Annotated in this window: 10 protein-coding genes; 4 read left to right on the top strand and 6 right to left on the bottom strand. The window is 35.3% G+C overall.

All coding sequences use genetic code 11. The features are described 5' to 3' along the window. Positions 1–218: 218 nt before the first annotated feature. On the top strand, positions 219–2963 hold the full coding sequence (locus ABID42_RS05570) for a T9SS type A sorting domain-containing protein (protein ID WP_367282806.1): 2745 nt from the start codon (positions 219–221) through the stop codon (positions 2961–2963). A gap of 132 nt (positions 2964–3095) precedes the next feature. Then, entirely contained in the window at positions 3096–6401 is a 3306-nt protein-coding gene (locus ABID42_RS05565; protein ID WP_367282805.1) for a T9SS type A sorting domain-containing protein, read from the top strand. A 60-nt stretch (positions 6402–6461) separates the two neighbouring features. Here ABID42_RS05565 and ABID42_RS05560 read toward each other — a convergent pair whose 3' ends face one another. Next, on the bottom strand, positions 6462–6929 hold the full coding sequence (locus ABID42_RS05560) for a redoxin domain-containing protein (RefSeq protein WP_367282804.1): 468 nt from the start codon (positions 6927–6929) through the stop codon (positions 6462–6464). Between the two features lie 28 nt (positions 6930–6957). Next, positions 6958–7992, bottom strand: coding sequence for a biotin synthase BioB (gene bioB, locus ABID42_RS05555; RefSeq protein WP_367282803.1), 1035 nt, complete (start codon positions 7990–7992; stop codon positions 6958–6960). A 375-nt stretch (positions 7993–8367) separates the two neighbouring features. Between bioB and ABID42_RS05550 the strand changes: the two genes are divergently transcribed. Next, entirely contained in the window at positions 8368–9507 is a 1140-nt protein-coding gene (locus ABID42_RS05550) for a 2-isopropylmalate synthase (RefSeq protein ID WP_367282802.1), read from the top strand. A 75-nt stretch (positions 9508–9582) separates the two neighbouring features. Here the strand turns inward: ABID42_RS05550 and ABID42_RS05545 are convergent, their stop codons facing one another. The 4 genes from ABID42_RS05545 to ABID42_RS05530 all read right to left on the bottom strand — a co-directional run bounded on the left by ABID42_RS05545 (position 9583) and on the right by ABID42_RS05530 (position 14913). Beyond that, complete coding sequence (locus ABID42_RS05545; RefSeq protein ID WP_367282801.1) at positions 9583–10872, bottom strand: aminotransferase class V-fold PLP-dependent enzyme; 1290 nt, start codon at positions 10870–10872, stop codon at positions 9583–9585. 127 nt (positions 10873–10999) lie between these two features. Further along, positions 11000–12376 (bottom strand): efflux RND transporter periplasmic adaptor subunit, encoded by a 1377-nt coding sequence (locus tag ABID42_RS05540; RefSeq protein ID WP_323258569.1) that lies wholly within the window; start codon positions 12374–12376, stop codon positions 11000–11002. Positions 12377–12432: 56 nt separating this feature from the next. After that, on the bottom strand, positions 12433–13887 hold the full coding sequence (locus tag ABID42_RS05535) for a TolC family protein (protein ID WP_367282800.1): 1455 nt from the start codon (positions 13885–13887) through the stop codon (positions 12433–12435). Between the two features lie 291 nt (positions 13888–14178). After that, positions 14179–14913, bottom strand: a complete 735-nt coding sequence (locus ABID42_RS05530; RefSeq protein WP_367282799.1) for a M15 family metallopeptidase — start codon at positions 14911–14913, stop codon at positions 14179–14181. A gap of 163 nt (positions 14914–15076) precedes the next feature. On the opposite strand from ABID42_RS05530, the gene ABID42_RS05525 reads away from it, so the two are divergent. Continuing rightward, positions 15077–16312, top strand: a complete 1236-nt coding sequence (locus ABID42_RS05525; protein ID WP_367282798.1) for a nucleoside recognition domain-containing protein — start codon at positions 15077–15079, stop codon at positions 16310–16312. Positions 16313–16370: the final 58 nt, after the last annotated feature.

The following is a 16370-nucleotide window of genomic DNA, read 5'->3' as shown; positions in this document are numbered from 1 at the left end:
ATTCAAAAAAGGCAGTCGTTAAGTGGCTTTTCTCTTGATTGTTATTATATAAATTTTCAAATAAAGTAAAGAAAGCATCTCAGATTATGGGATGCTTTCTCTATTTTTGTAGGATTTTTCTACGATTGCACATCGATTCTTGATGATGAAAGCAACGCTTTTTTGACTATTAGCGTCTTACACTTCACAAACAATTTTTATCTTTAAATTCAGTGAATATGTTTAATAGATTGTTACTGATATTTTTGCTCATCAGCATTCCGACATTATTGTTAGGTCAAATTACGATTACTTCTCCCGTACTCCGACAAGTATTTCAACGCAATTTGAAAAACGAAGCTATCGTAGCTGTAGCTGGGAGCTATTCGCAACCCATTGATACTATACAAGTAAGAATGATTCCTGTAAAAGCTGGACAAGGTATTGCAATAGACTGGACATTATTAAAAGCTAACCCACTTGGGGGCTTATTTAAAGGTTCAATTACAGTAAAAGGCGGTTGGTATTCTATGGAAGTAAGAGGGCTTTTAAGAGGTAAAGTAGTTGGTGCTATTTCAAAGATAGAAAAAGTAGGTGTTGGTGAAGTATTTGTAATTGCTGGACAGTCAAATGCTGGAGGAAGTGGCTTGCGTTCTGCAAACGAAACTCCTGCTTCTGACGATAGAGTAAACTGTGCTGATTTTTTGAAAGATTTTGGAGATAACTTTTACAAAGCAGGATTCGACCCGCAAAACACAAGTTATATTACTTATACTACGTCTAATTTTTCAATTATTCAATTTTCTCAATTAAGTAAAAAAGTTACTATTGGTCCACTTGGTCTTGGTCCATATTATTGGGGAAAAGTTGGTGATGCTTTAGCCTCAAAATTGAATGTACCGATTATGTTTTTTAATACAGGTTGGGGCGGTGCTTCTGTTAGGGCTTGGCGAGAAAGTGCAGAGAATCCAAATATGGCAGTACTCAACGATTTTCAGGATATAGATGTTCCTACTCGATATTTACCTGTTGGCTTTCCTTATGAAAATTTGAATGCTGTTTTACGCTATTATGGAATCAATCTAGGTGTGAGAGCGGTACTTTGGATAGAAGGCGAAACACAAAATTTACTTAATCTGGAGGCTATAGCCCAAGGTAAGCCAGCTCCAGTAACGATTGAAAATTATTTAGATAATCTTCAACGCTTAATCAAAAAGAGTCGTCAGGATTTAGGAACCAATAAATTGGCGTGGGTTGTAGCTCGTACTTCTTATTCAAGTCAACGAGGTTGCGATTCTATCATATCTCCACCCAAACCATCTCCCATTATCGTAAATGCACAAAATCAAGCAATTACGACTGATGCTCTCAGACCGATTTTCCCTGGTCCATTTACAGATAATATTCAAGTAGATTTTATTGGGGAAAGAGATCGTTGTGTGCATTTTTTTGGAAAAGGTTTAGACGACGTAGCCGACGCATGGATAAAAACGCTGACTGTTGATAACAAAGATTTCTTTGAAACGGTTGAACCAATTTCAGCAGATACAATTCCAAGTATTGCCTTAGAATGCCTTTCTGCTGATTTAGTGAGATTAAGCTTACCAACAGGTTATCAGCAATATAAGTGGGTTAATGAAGAGAACTATAAAGAATATACTAGCAGAACTGTAGATGTTCCCGCAGGAACTTATTTTGCGAGAGTCACTCGTTCAAATGGAAACATTATACAAATACCAAGCTTTACTGTAAAAGCAAATACTCCACCAAAAGCACCTGTGATTAAAGCGATTGATGATGTTAATTTTTGTATTGGAACAAGTGTTTCAATACAAAGTACAACAGAAGCCGAAAACCCTATTTATCAATGGATTGGTGCTAATCCTAATATTACTCCAACAAACACAATTACTGTAAATAACGAAGGGTCTTATAAATTGAGAGTAGTTGATAAAAATGCTTGTCAATCACCCGTTTCAAATGAAATAAAATTGACGATAAAGCCTCGCCCAGTAGCGCCTACTATTTCATTCAATAGTTCAACGGAATTTTGCGATGAACAAAGTGTTACTTTGGTTGCATCAAATGAAGGAGCTTCAGGCTATTTATGGAGTACTGGCGAAACTAGCCAAAGTATTGTAGTTAAAAAAGCAGGTACATTTTCCGTCCAGACTCGAGGAGCCAATAATTGTTTATCTCCAATTTCTAAAGATAATATTACGACTTTCGTTAATCCTTTGCCAAAGCCACCTACAATTAGTGCTTTGAGTGATGTGGTATTTTGTGATGGCGCTAGTGTTAATATCAATTTGACTGCTCCGGATACCCAAAAATATACTTTTACTTGGGAAAGAAACAATGTACTTACTAACAATAATCCGTCTTTGATAAAAGTTACTGGCACAGAATTAGTTAAAGGTTTTGTAAGAGATGATAAAGGTTGTTTATCAAAATCATCAAATGTGATTCAAACGACTAAAAAAGATAATCCAACATCGGTAAGTATTGTTCAAAAAGGTACTTATACATTGGGTGTAAAGACATCAACATTACCAACTGAATTTATCTGGAAGTATGAAGGGAAAGTATTGAGTACTTCAGCAAAAGATACTGTCATCAGAGCAATCGAAGCAGGAAATTATACAGTTCAAGCTAGAAATCTTTATCAAATTCAAGGAAGTGTAAATCCATTAACTTGTATTTCGGAAATAGCTAGTTATGATTTAGCAGCTTACAACGATAAGGGGCTGTCGATATATCCAAACCCATCGAACGGGAAATTTACCTTGGAAAGTAGATATGAATTAGAGAATACCACCATTACAATTTATAGTATAGATGGTAAACAGCTTTTGCAAACAAAGATAGAGTTGTTAAATTCTCAGAAACTCTTGGATTTGAGCACCTTGGCTGAAGGTTCATACATTTTAAGAGCAACGAATAATAACTTTAAAATTTCTAAAATGATACAGATTAGTAGATAAGTTCGTTTTACACAAAATCTACACTTCTGAACTTTATTATGTATTTTTACTTATTATGGACTGACTAAGCAAGCTTTCTATGATAAAAACAATATTATCCTTACATAAGATAAATTCAAAACAATAATTCTGATGATGTTATCCAAAAGAATTCTTTTACTGATATTAATAACCTGTTTTCCAACTTTACTTTTTTGTCAGATAAAGATTACTTCACCGCAAAACCGAGCTGTATATCAACGTAATCAAGAGGGTTTTTCTCAGATTACGGTTTCTGGTACTTACGCTACTCAAATTGACAAAATTGAAGCCCGTTTAATTCCTGTGGAAGCTGGACAAGGCGAAGCTGTTGATTGGACAGTGATAAAACTTTTACCTCTTAATGGAAATTTTAGTGCCGTCATGAGAGTTAAGCAAGGATGGTATAGTTTAGAATTAAGAGGAAGTTTAAATGGCGCAAATATTGGTGGAACTTCACGAGTGGATAGAGTAGGAGTTGGGGAAGTATTTGTGATAGCTGGGCAATCTAATGCACAAGGAATGCCCAATATTGCCGGAATTGGGGCGACAAACGACAGGGTAAACTGTTTTGGTTCTGCAACTGATACCAATCTTGGAGGAGATTTTTATATTAATTTATCGCCTTTTTCAAAATTAGAGGCTGGAAGTAGAATTGCTCCAAGAGGAATGAATGGTTGGTGTTGGGGAAGACTTGGTGATTTACTCGTGAATAAATTGAACGTTCCTGTAATGTTTTTTAATGCTGCCTTCGAAGGTACTTCAAGTAGTACTTGGGCAACTACAGCGAATGGAAATATAGCTCCTAATCCATATACAGGAGATACTTATAAAAATAAACTCCCTTATCAAGACCTCTCAGATGCCTTTCATTATTTTGTTGCACAATTAGGTGTACGTTCTGTGTTATGGTGTCAAGGTGAATCAGATAATTTCTTTATCAATCAAAAATTAGTAGTAGATAGTGAAAAATATCGTTCAAATCTTCAAACAGTTATTAATAAATCAAGATCAGATGCTGGAAAAGATATTACTTGGGTAGTTTCTTTGACTTCTGGAGGTTCTGCAACGCCTTGTGATTTTTGTAGTACGCCTATCGTGACAGATGCAAATGTTATAAAAGGGCAGCAAGCTGTTATTAATCAAGCCAACAATAATGTTTTTCAAGGGCCCAATACAGACCTTATTCAAGTTACTGGCAGACAAGATGGAGTACATTTTAATGGAGTAGGTTTAGAGCAACTGGCAAGTGCTTGGAATAATGTACTCGACAATAATTTTTTTAGTAATTCAAAACCTCAATTACCAAATACAATTTCTGATTTAGCTTTTAGTTGTGGTAATAACCAAGTAAACGTAAGTTTGCCTGACGGCTTTTCAAACTATCAATGGTCAAATAATGCTTCTAATTTTGCCAATGGAGTATTCTCAACGCAACGCAACGCAACACTTGCTGTAGGTACTGATAAAACGTATTATGCACGCTATAGTGATAATGTAGGGAATATCATTCAAGTACCATATATTTCTTTTGTAGGTAGTGCTGTTCCTTCTTCATCAATTACTGCTAGTGGTGATGTTAGTTTCTGCGATGGGAATAGTGTAGTCTTAAATGCAAATAATGCCTCTATTTATGAATGGAGCAATGGGAGTACGTCTAAATCAATAACAGTTACTTCTTCTGGAAATTTTTCTGTAAGAACCGTTAGCCAGTTTGGTTGTCAATCTGGATTTTCATCATCAGTAATTACTACAAATAAACCTTTACCTGCAAAACCTGTTATTACTGCAGGTGGGCCAACTACTTTTTGTGCAGATACAGATGTTACTTTAACCTCATCAAACTTACAAGCTAGTAACTATATTTGGAGTACAGGAAGCAATAGCCAAAATATCAAAGTTACCACTTCTGGTACTTATAGTGTAACAACGGTAAGTTCTCAAGGTTGTGCTTCTCCAACTTCAGATGGTATTCAGATTGTAGTAAATCCTTTACCTCCAACTCCAAGCGTAACTGCTAGTGGACCAACTACATTTTGTGCAGATACAGATGTTACATTAACTTCTTCTACTTTACAGGCCAATAAATATTTATGGAGTACAGGAAGTACTACGCCGAATGTAACAATTATTAATTCGGGTAATTATACTGTTAAAACCATTAGTACGGAAGGATGTTTTTCTCCTACTTCTCCAGTTGTTCAAATCGTTGTTAAGCCATTACCACCAAAGCCAACTATTACGACGAATGGTCCAACTACATTTTGTGCTGATACGAATGTAGTACTTAATTCTTCGAATCTTCAAGCTGTTAATTATTTATGGAGTACTGGAAGTAGTAGCCAGAATATAAAAATTAATCTTTCAGGAAACTACACCATCAGAACAATCAATAATCAAGGTTGTTATTCGCCAAGCTCTGATGGTATTAGAGTTGTCGTAAATCCTTTGCCTCCTACACCAAGTATTTTAGCTAATGGGCCAACTATATTTTGTGCTGACACCAACGTGGTCTTAACTTCAACATCTCAAAATGCTGTTAAATATTTATGGAGTACTGGTGCTACAAGTAATGCTATTAAAATCAATACGCAAGGGAATTATATCGTAAGAACAATTGATAATAATAACTGCTACTCAATTAATTCTCCTACAATGAGAATTACAGTAAATCAATTACCTACTACTCCAACAATTGTGACGAGTAAAGACAGTGTTTTCTGTGATGGAGATAATACTATTTTGCAAATGAGTTTAGCTTCTGGAAATAAGCCAACATGGTTAGCTGCTCAGAATGGAAGAGTAACAAGTTATGGAATTCAGAATTTAACAGTAACTCAGTCTGGGGCATTTCGTGCATTTCAAACAGATATTAATAATTGCAAATCTGTAATTTCCCCTAATGTCTATGTGGCAGTAAAGCCGAATCCTCCTACGGTAGATTCAATCGTTCGTTTAAGTCCATATACTGTTGCGGTAAATGCCGTCAAGGCCGACCAGTATGTTTGGCAAGTAAATGGTGTGGTTAATAATGCTCTTTCGGGAAGTCCTATTAGGTTTACTGAAGAAGCAAATCTGAGTGTAATTGCAAAAAATGTCTATAAAACACTTTTCTATGGCGATAAATTTTGTTTTTCTCCAACTTCTAAAGAATATGCTTTTAGATATTTTGATGATCGTGGAGTATCAATTTATCCGAATCCAAGTAATGGTGTTTTAAAAATTGAAGCTAGATATGATTGGAATAACACAACTTATGAAGTCTATGATTTATTAGGAAGAATGGTGAGAAGAGGAACAATAGCATCTTTGAATAGTAATAGGACACTAGACCTTACAATGTTGCCTGAAGGAGAATACATGTTGAGACTCAATACAGAATCTCTTTTAATCGCAAAAAGGATAATTATTAATCGTTAGTTCGATTATATAAAATATAAAAAAGCTCGATTTCAATTTAGAAATCGAGCTTTTTATGTTTTATAATTTTGCTAAAACTTCTTTTACTGCTTCGAAGTTTGGAACATCGCCCGCACTTTCAAGTACTTCTGCATATTGAATGCTTCCGTTTCCATCAATTACAAAGGCTGAACGTTTTGAAACACCTTTCATGCCTAAAACAAAGTTTTCATAAATGCTTTCGTAAGCAGTTGATATTTCTTTGTTGAAATCAGACAATAAATCAAAAGGAAGACTTTGTTCAGCTTTGAATTTACCTAAAGTAAAAATTGAGTCAACAGAAATACCGATAATCTCAGCATTTAGCTTTGAATAAGTAGCGATATTATCTCTCATTTCACATAATTCAGCAGTACAAACACTTGTAAATGCTAAAGGGAAAAACAGAATAACAACGTTTTTACCTTTGTAATCTGAAAGACTAATTTCTTTTTTTTCGGTATTGAATAAAGTAAAACTTGGAGCTAATTCACCAATTTGTAAAGCCATTTTATCTATAATTAGATGTGAATAATGATTATAATACTGTTACTTCTTCAATTCCCAAAGCTTTACCTGCGGTTGGCGTTACTTGAAATTCAACAGCTGATTTTTTGCTATCTTTAAAAGCTTCACGTGGTTTGATACTCAAGATTTGAAATAACTCTTGGTCATTTTTCACAGCTGGATTTGGCGTTGTCAACAATACATCTCCTGAGAAGATTGAGTTAGCACCCGCCATAAAACAAAGTGTTTGTCCTTCGTAAGTCATATCCAAACGTCCAGCAGAAAGTCTTACCATTGATTTTGGCATCAAAATTCTTGCAGTAGCGATTGTTCTAACCATATCCCAAATAGAAGCTGGTTCTTGGTCACCAAGTGGCGTACCTTTGATGGGTACAAGGTTATTGATTGGCACAGAATCTGGATGCTGAGGCATATTAGCCAAGGTTTTCAACATTCCGATACGGTCGCCATCAGATTCTCCTAAACCGATAATTCCACCAGAACAAACTGAAATTTTCGCTTTACGAACATTATCAATAGTATTTAAACGGTCAGCGAAAGTACGAGTAGAAATTACGTCTTCGTAATGTTCTTCACTTGTATCAACGTTATGGTTGTATGCGTACAAACCAGCGTCTTTTAATTTTTCAGCTTGCGATTCACTCAACATTCCTAAAGTACAGCAAACTTCTAAACCCATAGAATTTACGCCTTGTACCATGCCTAATACTTTGTCAAAATCCTTGTTGTCACGTACTTCACGCCAAGCTGCACCCATACAAAAACGTGAACTTCCTGCATCTTTTGCTCTTTGTGCTGCTGACAATACTTCGTCAAGTTCCATTAATTTTTGAACTTTCACATCTGTATGATAACGAGCAGCCTGCGAACAATAAGAACAATCTTCTGGACAGCCACCTGTTTTGATTGAAAGTAAAGTACTGATTTGTACCTCTTGTGGGTCATTGAATTGGCGATGTACAGTGGCTGCACGATACACTAATTCCATGAATGGGAGGTTATAAATTTCTTCGATTTCTTCTCTAGTCCAATTATTTTTTATCATGGTATCATCTTGGCGATTTTTATTCGCTTTATGTTAATTAATCAAAATTAAACATGGATTTCGGGTTTGACAAATTGATAAGCCTTTTTGTGTTTTGAAATTTATCAGAAAATTGGATTTTTTACGGATTTCGCTTGACAACTATCTTTGAGATTATTTTTTTAACAATTTTTTCAAAGAAATAAATAATACACCAAAGTTGGATATGATTAGTTTTAAATTCTTTTAATTGAATATTGTATAGAATTTAATTCTATAACTGATTGATTTTTTACTTTTTTTAGAATTTAATTCTATAAGGACGAATTTGTAAAATTTGTTTTTTCTACAATCAGGTGTTATTTTTGAATAAGAATCCTTCAAAAAACAAGAATCATGAGTCAGAAAATTTTAATATTCGATACAACCCTTCGTGATGGCGAACAAGTGCCAGGTTGTCAATTAAATACCGAAGAAAAATTGCAAGTTGCTGAACAACTGGAATTACTTGGGGTAGATATTATCGAAGCTGGTTTTCCGATTTCTTCTCCTGGCGATTTTCGTTCGGTTGAAGAGATTGCTAAATTAGTTAAAAACGCTACTGTTTGTGGACTGACTCGTGCTAAAAAAGAAGACATTGATGCGGCAGCCGCAGCGTTGAAGCACGCAAAATATCCAAGAATTCATACAGGAATTGGTTCTTCTGATACGCACATTAAATATAAATTCAACTCTACTCGTGAAGAAATTCTTGAGAAAGGTGTTTGGGCGGTTAAATATGCAAAATCTTATGTAGAAGATGTTGAATTCTTCGCAGAAGATGCTGGTCGTGCAGATTTAGTTTTCTTAGCACAATTAACAGAAGCTGTGATTGATGCTGGTGCAACAGTGGTAAACTTGCCAGATACTACTGGTTATTTGTTACCTCAACAAATGTTCCAACGTATTAACTATTTGTTTGAAAACGTTCCGAATATTCATAAAGCGGTAATTTCAATGCACAACCACAACGATTTAGGTTTGGCAACTGCTAATACCATTGCGGGTATTCAAGCTGGTGCAAGACAAGTTGAAGTAACTATCAACGGAATCGGTGAACGTGCTGGAAATACTTCTTTAGAAGAAGTAGCAATGATTTTGAATACGCATAAAGATTTAGGTTACCACACAGGAATCAATTCTAAACACTTGTATCCATTCTCGCAATTTGTTTCTAATTTGATGGGAATGCCAGTACAAGCGAATAAAGCAATTGTTGGTGCAAATGCTTTTGCACACTCTTCAGGTATTCACCAAGATGGTTTCTTGAAACATACTCAGAATTATGAAATTATGAATCCAGAAGATGTTGGTGTTCCTTCATCGGCGATTGTGTTGACTTCTCGTTCTGGACGTGCTGCCTTGCGTCACCGTTTGCAATTATTAGGTTATGAATTTGAAAAACCAGATTTAGATAAACTTTATACTCGATTCTTGTTGATGGCTGATGCTCGTAAACAATTGAACGATGAAGATTTGAAAGAATTGGTTGGATAATATATTCTTAAATCATGTAAAAAGGCTTCCTTGAATATCAGGGAAGCCTTTTAGTATATTTATCTTTTCAAATGATTAAGATTTTGTTGCCAAATACTTAATTCCATCCAAAAGTCTATCTAAATCTTGTAAACTTGTATAAACGTGTGGAGTAACTCTTACGCCATCTAATTTTTCCCATTTTACAGGCGACGTATGAATTTTATATTTTGCGAATAATTCTGCTTCAACTTTTCCAGCTTCCATACCTTCGATACTAAAATGTGCTAAAGCACCCGAATATTCAGGTTTGATGGGTGTATTGAATTTTACTTTCGGCATTTTACTTGCCTCTTTTGCCCAATAATTTTTCAAGAAATGTAAACGTGCTTCTTTTCTGGCATTACCAATGGCTAATTGAAAATTAAGTGCTTGTCCAATGGCTTGTTCAATCATAAATGGACGAGTACCTAGGTTTTCAAATTTTCGAATATTGTCTGAATTGGGTTTGTCATTTGGAATCAGCGGAAAAACTTTACTGATTTTCTCTTTTTTCACCCAAAGCATTCCTGAACCGATTGGTGCCGAAAGCCATTTGTGTAAACTTGTTCCGAAGTAATCTCCACCCAAATCGGGAATTTTATATTCAAGATGAGCAAATGAATGCGCTCCATCAATTACTACTTCAATCCCACGTTTATGCGCTTCATCAGCGATGCGTTTTGCGGGTAAAATTTGTCCGTTCCAATTAACAATATGTGTAATATGAACAACTTTTGTTCGTGGAGTCATTTGTTCTACATATTTCTGTACAATCAAATCGTTATCTTCTAGCGGTAAATCTATGTTTACATAATTGATTTTCAAACCTTCTCTAAGCTCTCTTTGTCGCCAAGCGTGAAGCATATTTGGGTAGTCATATTTACTCATAACGATTTCATCGCCACGAGTTAAAGGCAAGCCTAAAATCACAGTATCCAATGCCTCTGTAGCATTGCGGTTGATTGCGATTTCTTCGGGCGAAACGCCTGAAAATTTAGCTAAGTTTTCACGCAAGGGTTCACGACCTTGGTCAAGAATTCGCCACATAAAATAGCTTGGAGCTTCATTGGCAAATTTTCCGTATCGTTCCACCGCATTTTGAACCACTGTTGGTGCCGGACTAACACCGCCATTATTCAAATTGATGATTTGTGGAGAAACGGTATAAGCCTGTTGAATTTGATACCAATAGTCTTCATCGGAAGCCATCAGTAGTGCAGATTTTTCTGGAGAGAAACTACTAATAAACTGTAAGTCATTGGATGATAAACCTTTAAAAGTTGGAAGTAAGGAGGCGCCAGCAAGCGCAGAAACTTGATTGATGAAATGTCGTCTTGTTGTCATATTTAGTTTGTTTTACATAAATATACAAAAGAATCTTCAACGAAGCGAAACCAAAGTCCACAAAAAAGCCAGTCAAAACATTCCTGACTGGCTTTTTCATAAACCCTAAACCAAACTATTATAATGACTATTTTTTGTCTTTTTTAACTTCTTTTTTGTTGACCAATTCACCGTCTTTTAATTTTTTTGAAACGGTTAAATATGGACCAGAAATAATTGTTTCGCCATCTGTTAAACCTGAAAGGATTTCAATATTTTCAAAATCAGAGATACCTGTTTTTACTTCTTTCATTTTTGCTTTGTTGTCTTTACCCAATACAAAAACTACTTCTTTTACTTTCTCTTTCTTAATAACTTTTTCCTCTTCCTTGTTCTCTTCTGGAGCACCTTCTTTTTTCTCATCTCCTTCTTTAGCATTTGGGTCACGAGTGGTTACAGAAGCCAGTGGAACAGATAAAACTCCATTTTTACGGTCGGTGATAATTTCAACAGATGCCGTCATTCCTGGTTTTAATGGATAAGAATGTTTGCCTACAATTAAATCTTCGTAAGATTTACGCAACACTCTAATTTTTACTTCAAATTCTGTTACTGCATCGGTAGAAACCGTCGTAGCAGAAGTACCTCCCAAACCATTTGCTGAACTCGCAATTTCATAAACTACTCCTTTGAATTTTCTGCCAGAAGCACTGTATGAGTCAACGTCGATAATAACGGTGTCATTCATTGAAACACGGGTAATATCGTTTTCGTTCACATTTACACGTACTTCCATTTTATTTAAATTGGCAATTCTAAGTAATTCTGTACCAGCCATTTGTGATGTACCTACTACACGTTCGCCCAATTCAACATTCAACTTTGAAATCGTCCCACTTTGTGGCGCATAAATCGTAGTTTTTGTTAAGTTGGCTCTCGCTTCTTTCAAAGCCGCTTCCGAACTTTTTACATTGAAAGATGCTGCTAAAACACTTGCTTTGGTCGATTCTACATCTTGTTTTGCAACCAAGTATTGTGAATTGAATTGGTCAAAATCTGCATCTGAAATCACTTTATCATCGTGTAATTTCTTGTTGCGATCATAATCAATTTTTGCTTTCAACAAACGTGACTCTGCTTGAGATTGCATTGCTTTTGATTGCTCAACTGATGCTTTCGATGAATTTACTTGTGCCTCTGCCCGAGCCAATAAAGATTCATAGTTATCAGGACGAATTTTCAAAAGTAACTGACCAGCTATTACAGAGTCACCTTCGCTTACGTACAATCCTACAATTTCTCCCGAAACATCTGGTGAAAGTTTTACTTCAATTTCAGGCTGAATTTTTCCTGAAGCGGATACTCTTTCGATAATATCTGCTTTTTTAGCTTTGGAGAATTCTACTTCTGTTGATGGTTCTTTGCCAATCAGACCTTGTTGTTTTGCAACAAATAATGCAATGCCTAATGCTACGATGATTCCACCTAATATCCACCAGATTTTATTTGAAGATTTCTTTGCCATAATGTTGGTTAAATTGTGTGACTGTTAGTGAGAGATTAAAATCACTTCATCACAAGTTAAAAGGTAAGTGGTTTATTTTGATAATAATCTAAGATTTTTGTTCTAAAAATAAAGTCATATTTCGCCTGAATTTGGTTGCCACGAGCTTTATCAAGATTGGTTTTTTGTAAACTATAATTCACAAAATCAATAGCACCTGCACCAAATCTGCTTTCGGCTGCTCTGAACGATTCTTCCAAAGCGGTTACTTGTATTGTAAGGGCATCAAAACGTTTGGCAGCATTATTCATATTGGTATAAGCTTGTTCGATATTCTGGCGTAATGTTTGGCGAGCTTGAAGGGCTGTCAAGTCGGCATTACTTTTTTGTATCTTAGCTTGTGCTACTCTGTTTTTATTTAAGAAACGGCTAAAAATTGGAATGGTAGCATTAAAACCAAAACCGTAGTTGGCGGTATTTTTTAGTTGTTGGAAATAAGCTACTGTTCCATCTTCAACAAATCTTGCTTGGGTTACAACTAAAGGATAGTCAACTCCGCTTACATTTACAGTTCCTAAATTAGAACTTGTTGTACCATCTTGGCGGTATAATTTTTGAGCATTAGACTGATTCGCACCTAAATTTGCTCCTGCAGAAACAGTAGGTAAAAAACCTGCTCTTGCAATTTCAATACCTTTCATTGCTCCTTGTATTCTTAAATCAGCGGCTTTGATAGTTGGCTGATTTTTCTCAGCAATTTCAAATATTTTAGTAGCAGTAGCATCGTATCCTTGCGAAGTAGCAGGAACAGGTAATGAAACTCTTTCTACGGCTACGTCAGTAATATTTTTATCATTCAATAATTGAATTAATGAAAGTTTAGCTAAATCTAAAGTACTTTGGTTGTTAATAACCGTTGTTTCTTCCGTTGCTAATTGTGCTTTTAAATCCAACAAATTAGATTGTGGTAAAGAACCTGCCTGAACCAATTTATCAGTACGTTGAATTTGTAAGGCAGTAATTTGGGTTTGACTTTGAGAAATAACAAGAATATCTTGAGCATTCAAAATATTGAGGTAAGCTAAGACTACTTGCAAAGAGACGTTTTCTCTCATAGCTTGTAAATCTAATTCGGTAGCTTTCAACAATAAATCGTTTTGAAGAATTGTATTTCTCAATAGAAAACCATTGAAAATCGTTACGTTAGCATTAACACTCAAACTATTGTAATTGATATTTTTTTCAATATAAGTGTTAGTGAAAGGGTCAAGGCTTCGACCAAAATTGAAAGATTCATTAATTGAACCATTGGCATTCGGCAAGCGATTATCTTTTGATTGTTTCAATTGCAAATTGCTCAACAATAGCTGGTTTTCACTTTGCTTGACTGAAATGTTGTTTTTCAAGGCAATATTTACGGCTTCTTGCAACGATAACTTTGTTTCATTCCCGCTTGCTTGAATAGCGTTCTGAGCTTTTCCTTGAAAAGTCAATAAAGTAATGCCTGTTAGGATTAGTAATGAGAATTTCATAATTCTTATAATTTATGGTTCAATGTTACGAATGATTTTTGGGGCTTTAAAAATTTTTAGGATAAACGGCTATGATGCTATGATAAAAGGGAAATTGATAATATTCCATAGAATTTGCATCTCATTAAGCTTATGCCTAAAATGTTCTGTTCTTAAAATCATCAAGTAATATGCCATCGATTATAAATGATTGTTTTACAAGTATTTATAAATGTTTGTAAACTAAAAAAGTGTCCGAAAACGAACACTTTTTGCTAAAATCGAACGGTTGATTGTATTTTTATCAAAGCTTTATTCAATAATCTGGTAAATCTGTTTTGCTTCTCTTCTCGAAACAGCATTAAAATGCCACCATTCGTAGTCAATAGGCATAAAACCAACGGCTTCCATGACGTTTCTCAACAAAATTCTATTGGCTACTTGTTGTTTGGTCAGTTTTTTTTGTGCGAGAAAAAAATCTTCTTTTACTGGATAAGCCAATTCTCCGAAATAATCATATTTTGTTCCCATGTCTAAAGCTTTTCCATCGGCTGTAGCAATGGTTAAATCTACCGCACTTCCATAGTTGTGAATAGAACCTTCGGCTGGATTTGCCACATATTTTGCACGTTCTTTAGGCGGATATTGGCTCAGAGTATTCCAAAGTACTTTTTGAATACTTAATGGGCGACCGCCGTCATACACCAAAAGTCTGTAATTGGGATTTTTTTGTTGGAGTAAAGCATTCGCTTTTTTTAGCATTTGCGCTGGACGTTTCTGCATAAAACAATTGGTAATACAGCCATAAACGTCTTTCCCAACAAAATTATCAGTCGTTGAATATTTCAGTTCTACCAAAATAGAAGAATCAATTTCTTTAACATTGACTAATCCTTGTTGAATCATCTTCTTTTCGTATTCACAAGTTGATGGAGTTTGTGGCTTTGAAGATTTCTTTTTTTCTTCATTTTCAAAGTTTTCATGCTTGGCTACAAAACTAGAAGTAGCTAGTGAAAAAAGTAAGAGGCTAAAAATATGTTTTCTCATATTGTTGATGTTCATTGGAGAATAAAATATAAATTTAAGGGTGAATTTCTTTGAATAATGTAAATAAAGCCATTTTTCGCTTTTAATACTGCTATTTTCTAAATGTTAGAGCAATTCGCCAATCGATTCAAATTTTAAATTGAGATTATCAAACCAATTAAACATGGCCTTAAATTACCTCTGGATTGCCTTTTTTATTGTCGCTTTTATCGTTGCATTAATCAAACTTATTTTTACGGGTGATACCGAAATATTCAAATTAATCATTGATGGAATGTTTGATTCTTCCGAAGTAGCGGTGATGAAAATCGCATTGCCTTTGGCTGGCGTGATGACTTTCTTCATGGGTTTGTTAAATGTTGGCGAACGTGCAGGAGCAATCAATTTTTTGGCTCGTTTGGTTGGTCCTTTTTTCAATCGTTTATTTCCTGAAATTCCTAAAAATCACCCAGCAAATGGACAAATGATTATGAATTTTTCTGCCAATATGTTGGGTTTGGACAATGCGGCAACACCTTTCGGACTGAAAGCGATGCAAAGTTTACAAGAACTGAATCCGAGTAAGGATGTTGCCTCTAATGCACAAATTATGTTTATGGTTTTGCACAGTGCTGGCCCCGTTTTGATTCCCTTGAGTATTATGGCTCAACGTTCGATTTATGGTGCGGCAGATCCTTCTGATATTTTTATTCCTTGTTTAATAGCTACTTATGTGGCTACGGTTACGGGTTTGCTTTTTGTAGCGATTCGCCAGAGAATCAATTTGTTTGACAAAGTAATACTTTCTTGGTTAGGTGGCATTTCGCTATTCATCGGTTTGGTACTTTGGTATTTTTCAAGTATTCCGAAAGAACAAATTGAAGTAGTTTCAAAAATAGCTTCAAATGTGATTTTATTTACATTTATCATTTCATTTTTATTGGGTGCTTTGCGTAAAAAAGTAGATGTTTTTAGTGCTTTTATTGAAGGAGCAAAAGGAGGTTTTGAGACTTCTGTGAAAATTATTCCCTACTTGGTAGCCATGTTGGTGGCGATTGGTGCTTTGCGAAATTCTGGTGCTTTAACTTGGGTTGTTGACGGAATGAAATTTGCTTTTTCTTTAACGGGAATGAACACCGATTTTACGGACGCTTTGCCAACGGCTTTGATGCACCCTTTGAGTGGTGGAGGTTCAAGAGCAATGATGATTGATACCATGAAAACCTTCGGTGCAGATTCTTTTGCGGGACGCTTGTCATGTGTTTTTCAAGGTTCTTCGGATACCATTTTTTATGTTTTAGCCTTGTACTTTGGCTCAGTGAATATCAGAAATACACGCTACACACTTTGGGCAGGTTTAACAGCCGATTTAGTCAGTGTGATTACTGCCATTTGGGTGAGCTATATTTTCTTTCATTAGGCTGTTGTTGGCTTTCAGAAGTCGGCTATCGGATGTTGGATTTGTGTTGCTTTAAGGT

Origin of the sequence: Arcicella rosea (assembly GCF_040543805.1) — a bacterium.
Classification (GTDB): Bacteria; Bacteroidota; Bacteroidia; order Cytophagales; family Spirosomataceae; genus Arcicella; species Arcicella rosea.
The sequence above is the reverse complement of the archived record's forward strand: the minus strand, read 5'-3'. Positions and strand labels throughout refer to the sequence as shown.

Excerpts from the sequence above, each read along its gene's own strand:
- ABID42_RS05570 (WP_367282806.1), top strand. The coding sequence starts at position 219 with ATGTTTAATAGATTGTTACTGATATTTTTGCTCATCAGCATTCCGACA.
- ABID42_RS05525 (WP_367282798.1), top strand. The coding sequence starts at position 15,077 with ATGGCCTTAAATTACCTCTGGATTGCCTTTTTTATTGTCGCTTTTATC.
- bioB (WP_367282803.1), bottom strand. The coding sequence starts at position 7,992 with ATGATAAAAAATAATTGGACTAGAGAAGAAATCGAAGAAATTTATAAC.
- ABID42_RS05565 (WP_367282805.1), top strand. The coding sequence starts at position 3,096 with ATGATGTTATCCAAAAGAATTCTTTTACTGATATTAATAACCTGTTTT.
- ABID42_RS05550 (WP_367282802.1), top strand. The coding sequence starts at position 8,368 with ATGAGTCAGAAAATTTTAATATTCGATACAACCCTTCGTGATGGCGAA.
- ABID42_RS05560 (WP_367282804.1), bottom strand. The coding sequence starts at position 6,929 with ATGGCTTTACAAATTGGTGAATTAGCTCCAAGTTTTACTTTATTCAAT.
- ABID42_RS05540 (WP_323258569.1), bottom strand. The coding sequence starts at position 12,376 with ATGGCAAAGAAATCTTCAAATAAAATCTGGTGGATATTAGGTGGAATC.
- ABID42_RS05535 (WP_367282800.1), bottom strand. The coding sequence starts at position 13,887 with ATGAAATTCTCATTACTAATCCTAACAGGCATTACTTTATTGACTTTT.
- ABID42_RS05545 (WP_367282801.1), bottom strand. The coding sequence starts at position 10,872 with ATGACAACAAGACGACATTTCATCAATCAAGTTTCTGCGCTTGCTGGC.
- ABID42_RS05530 (WP_367282799.1), bottom strand. The coding sequence starts at position 14,913 with ATGAGAAAACATATTTTTAGCCTCTTACTTTTTTCACTAGCTACTTCT.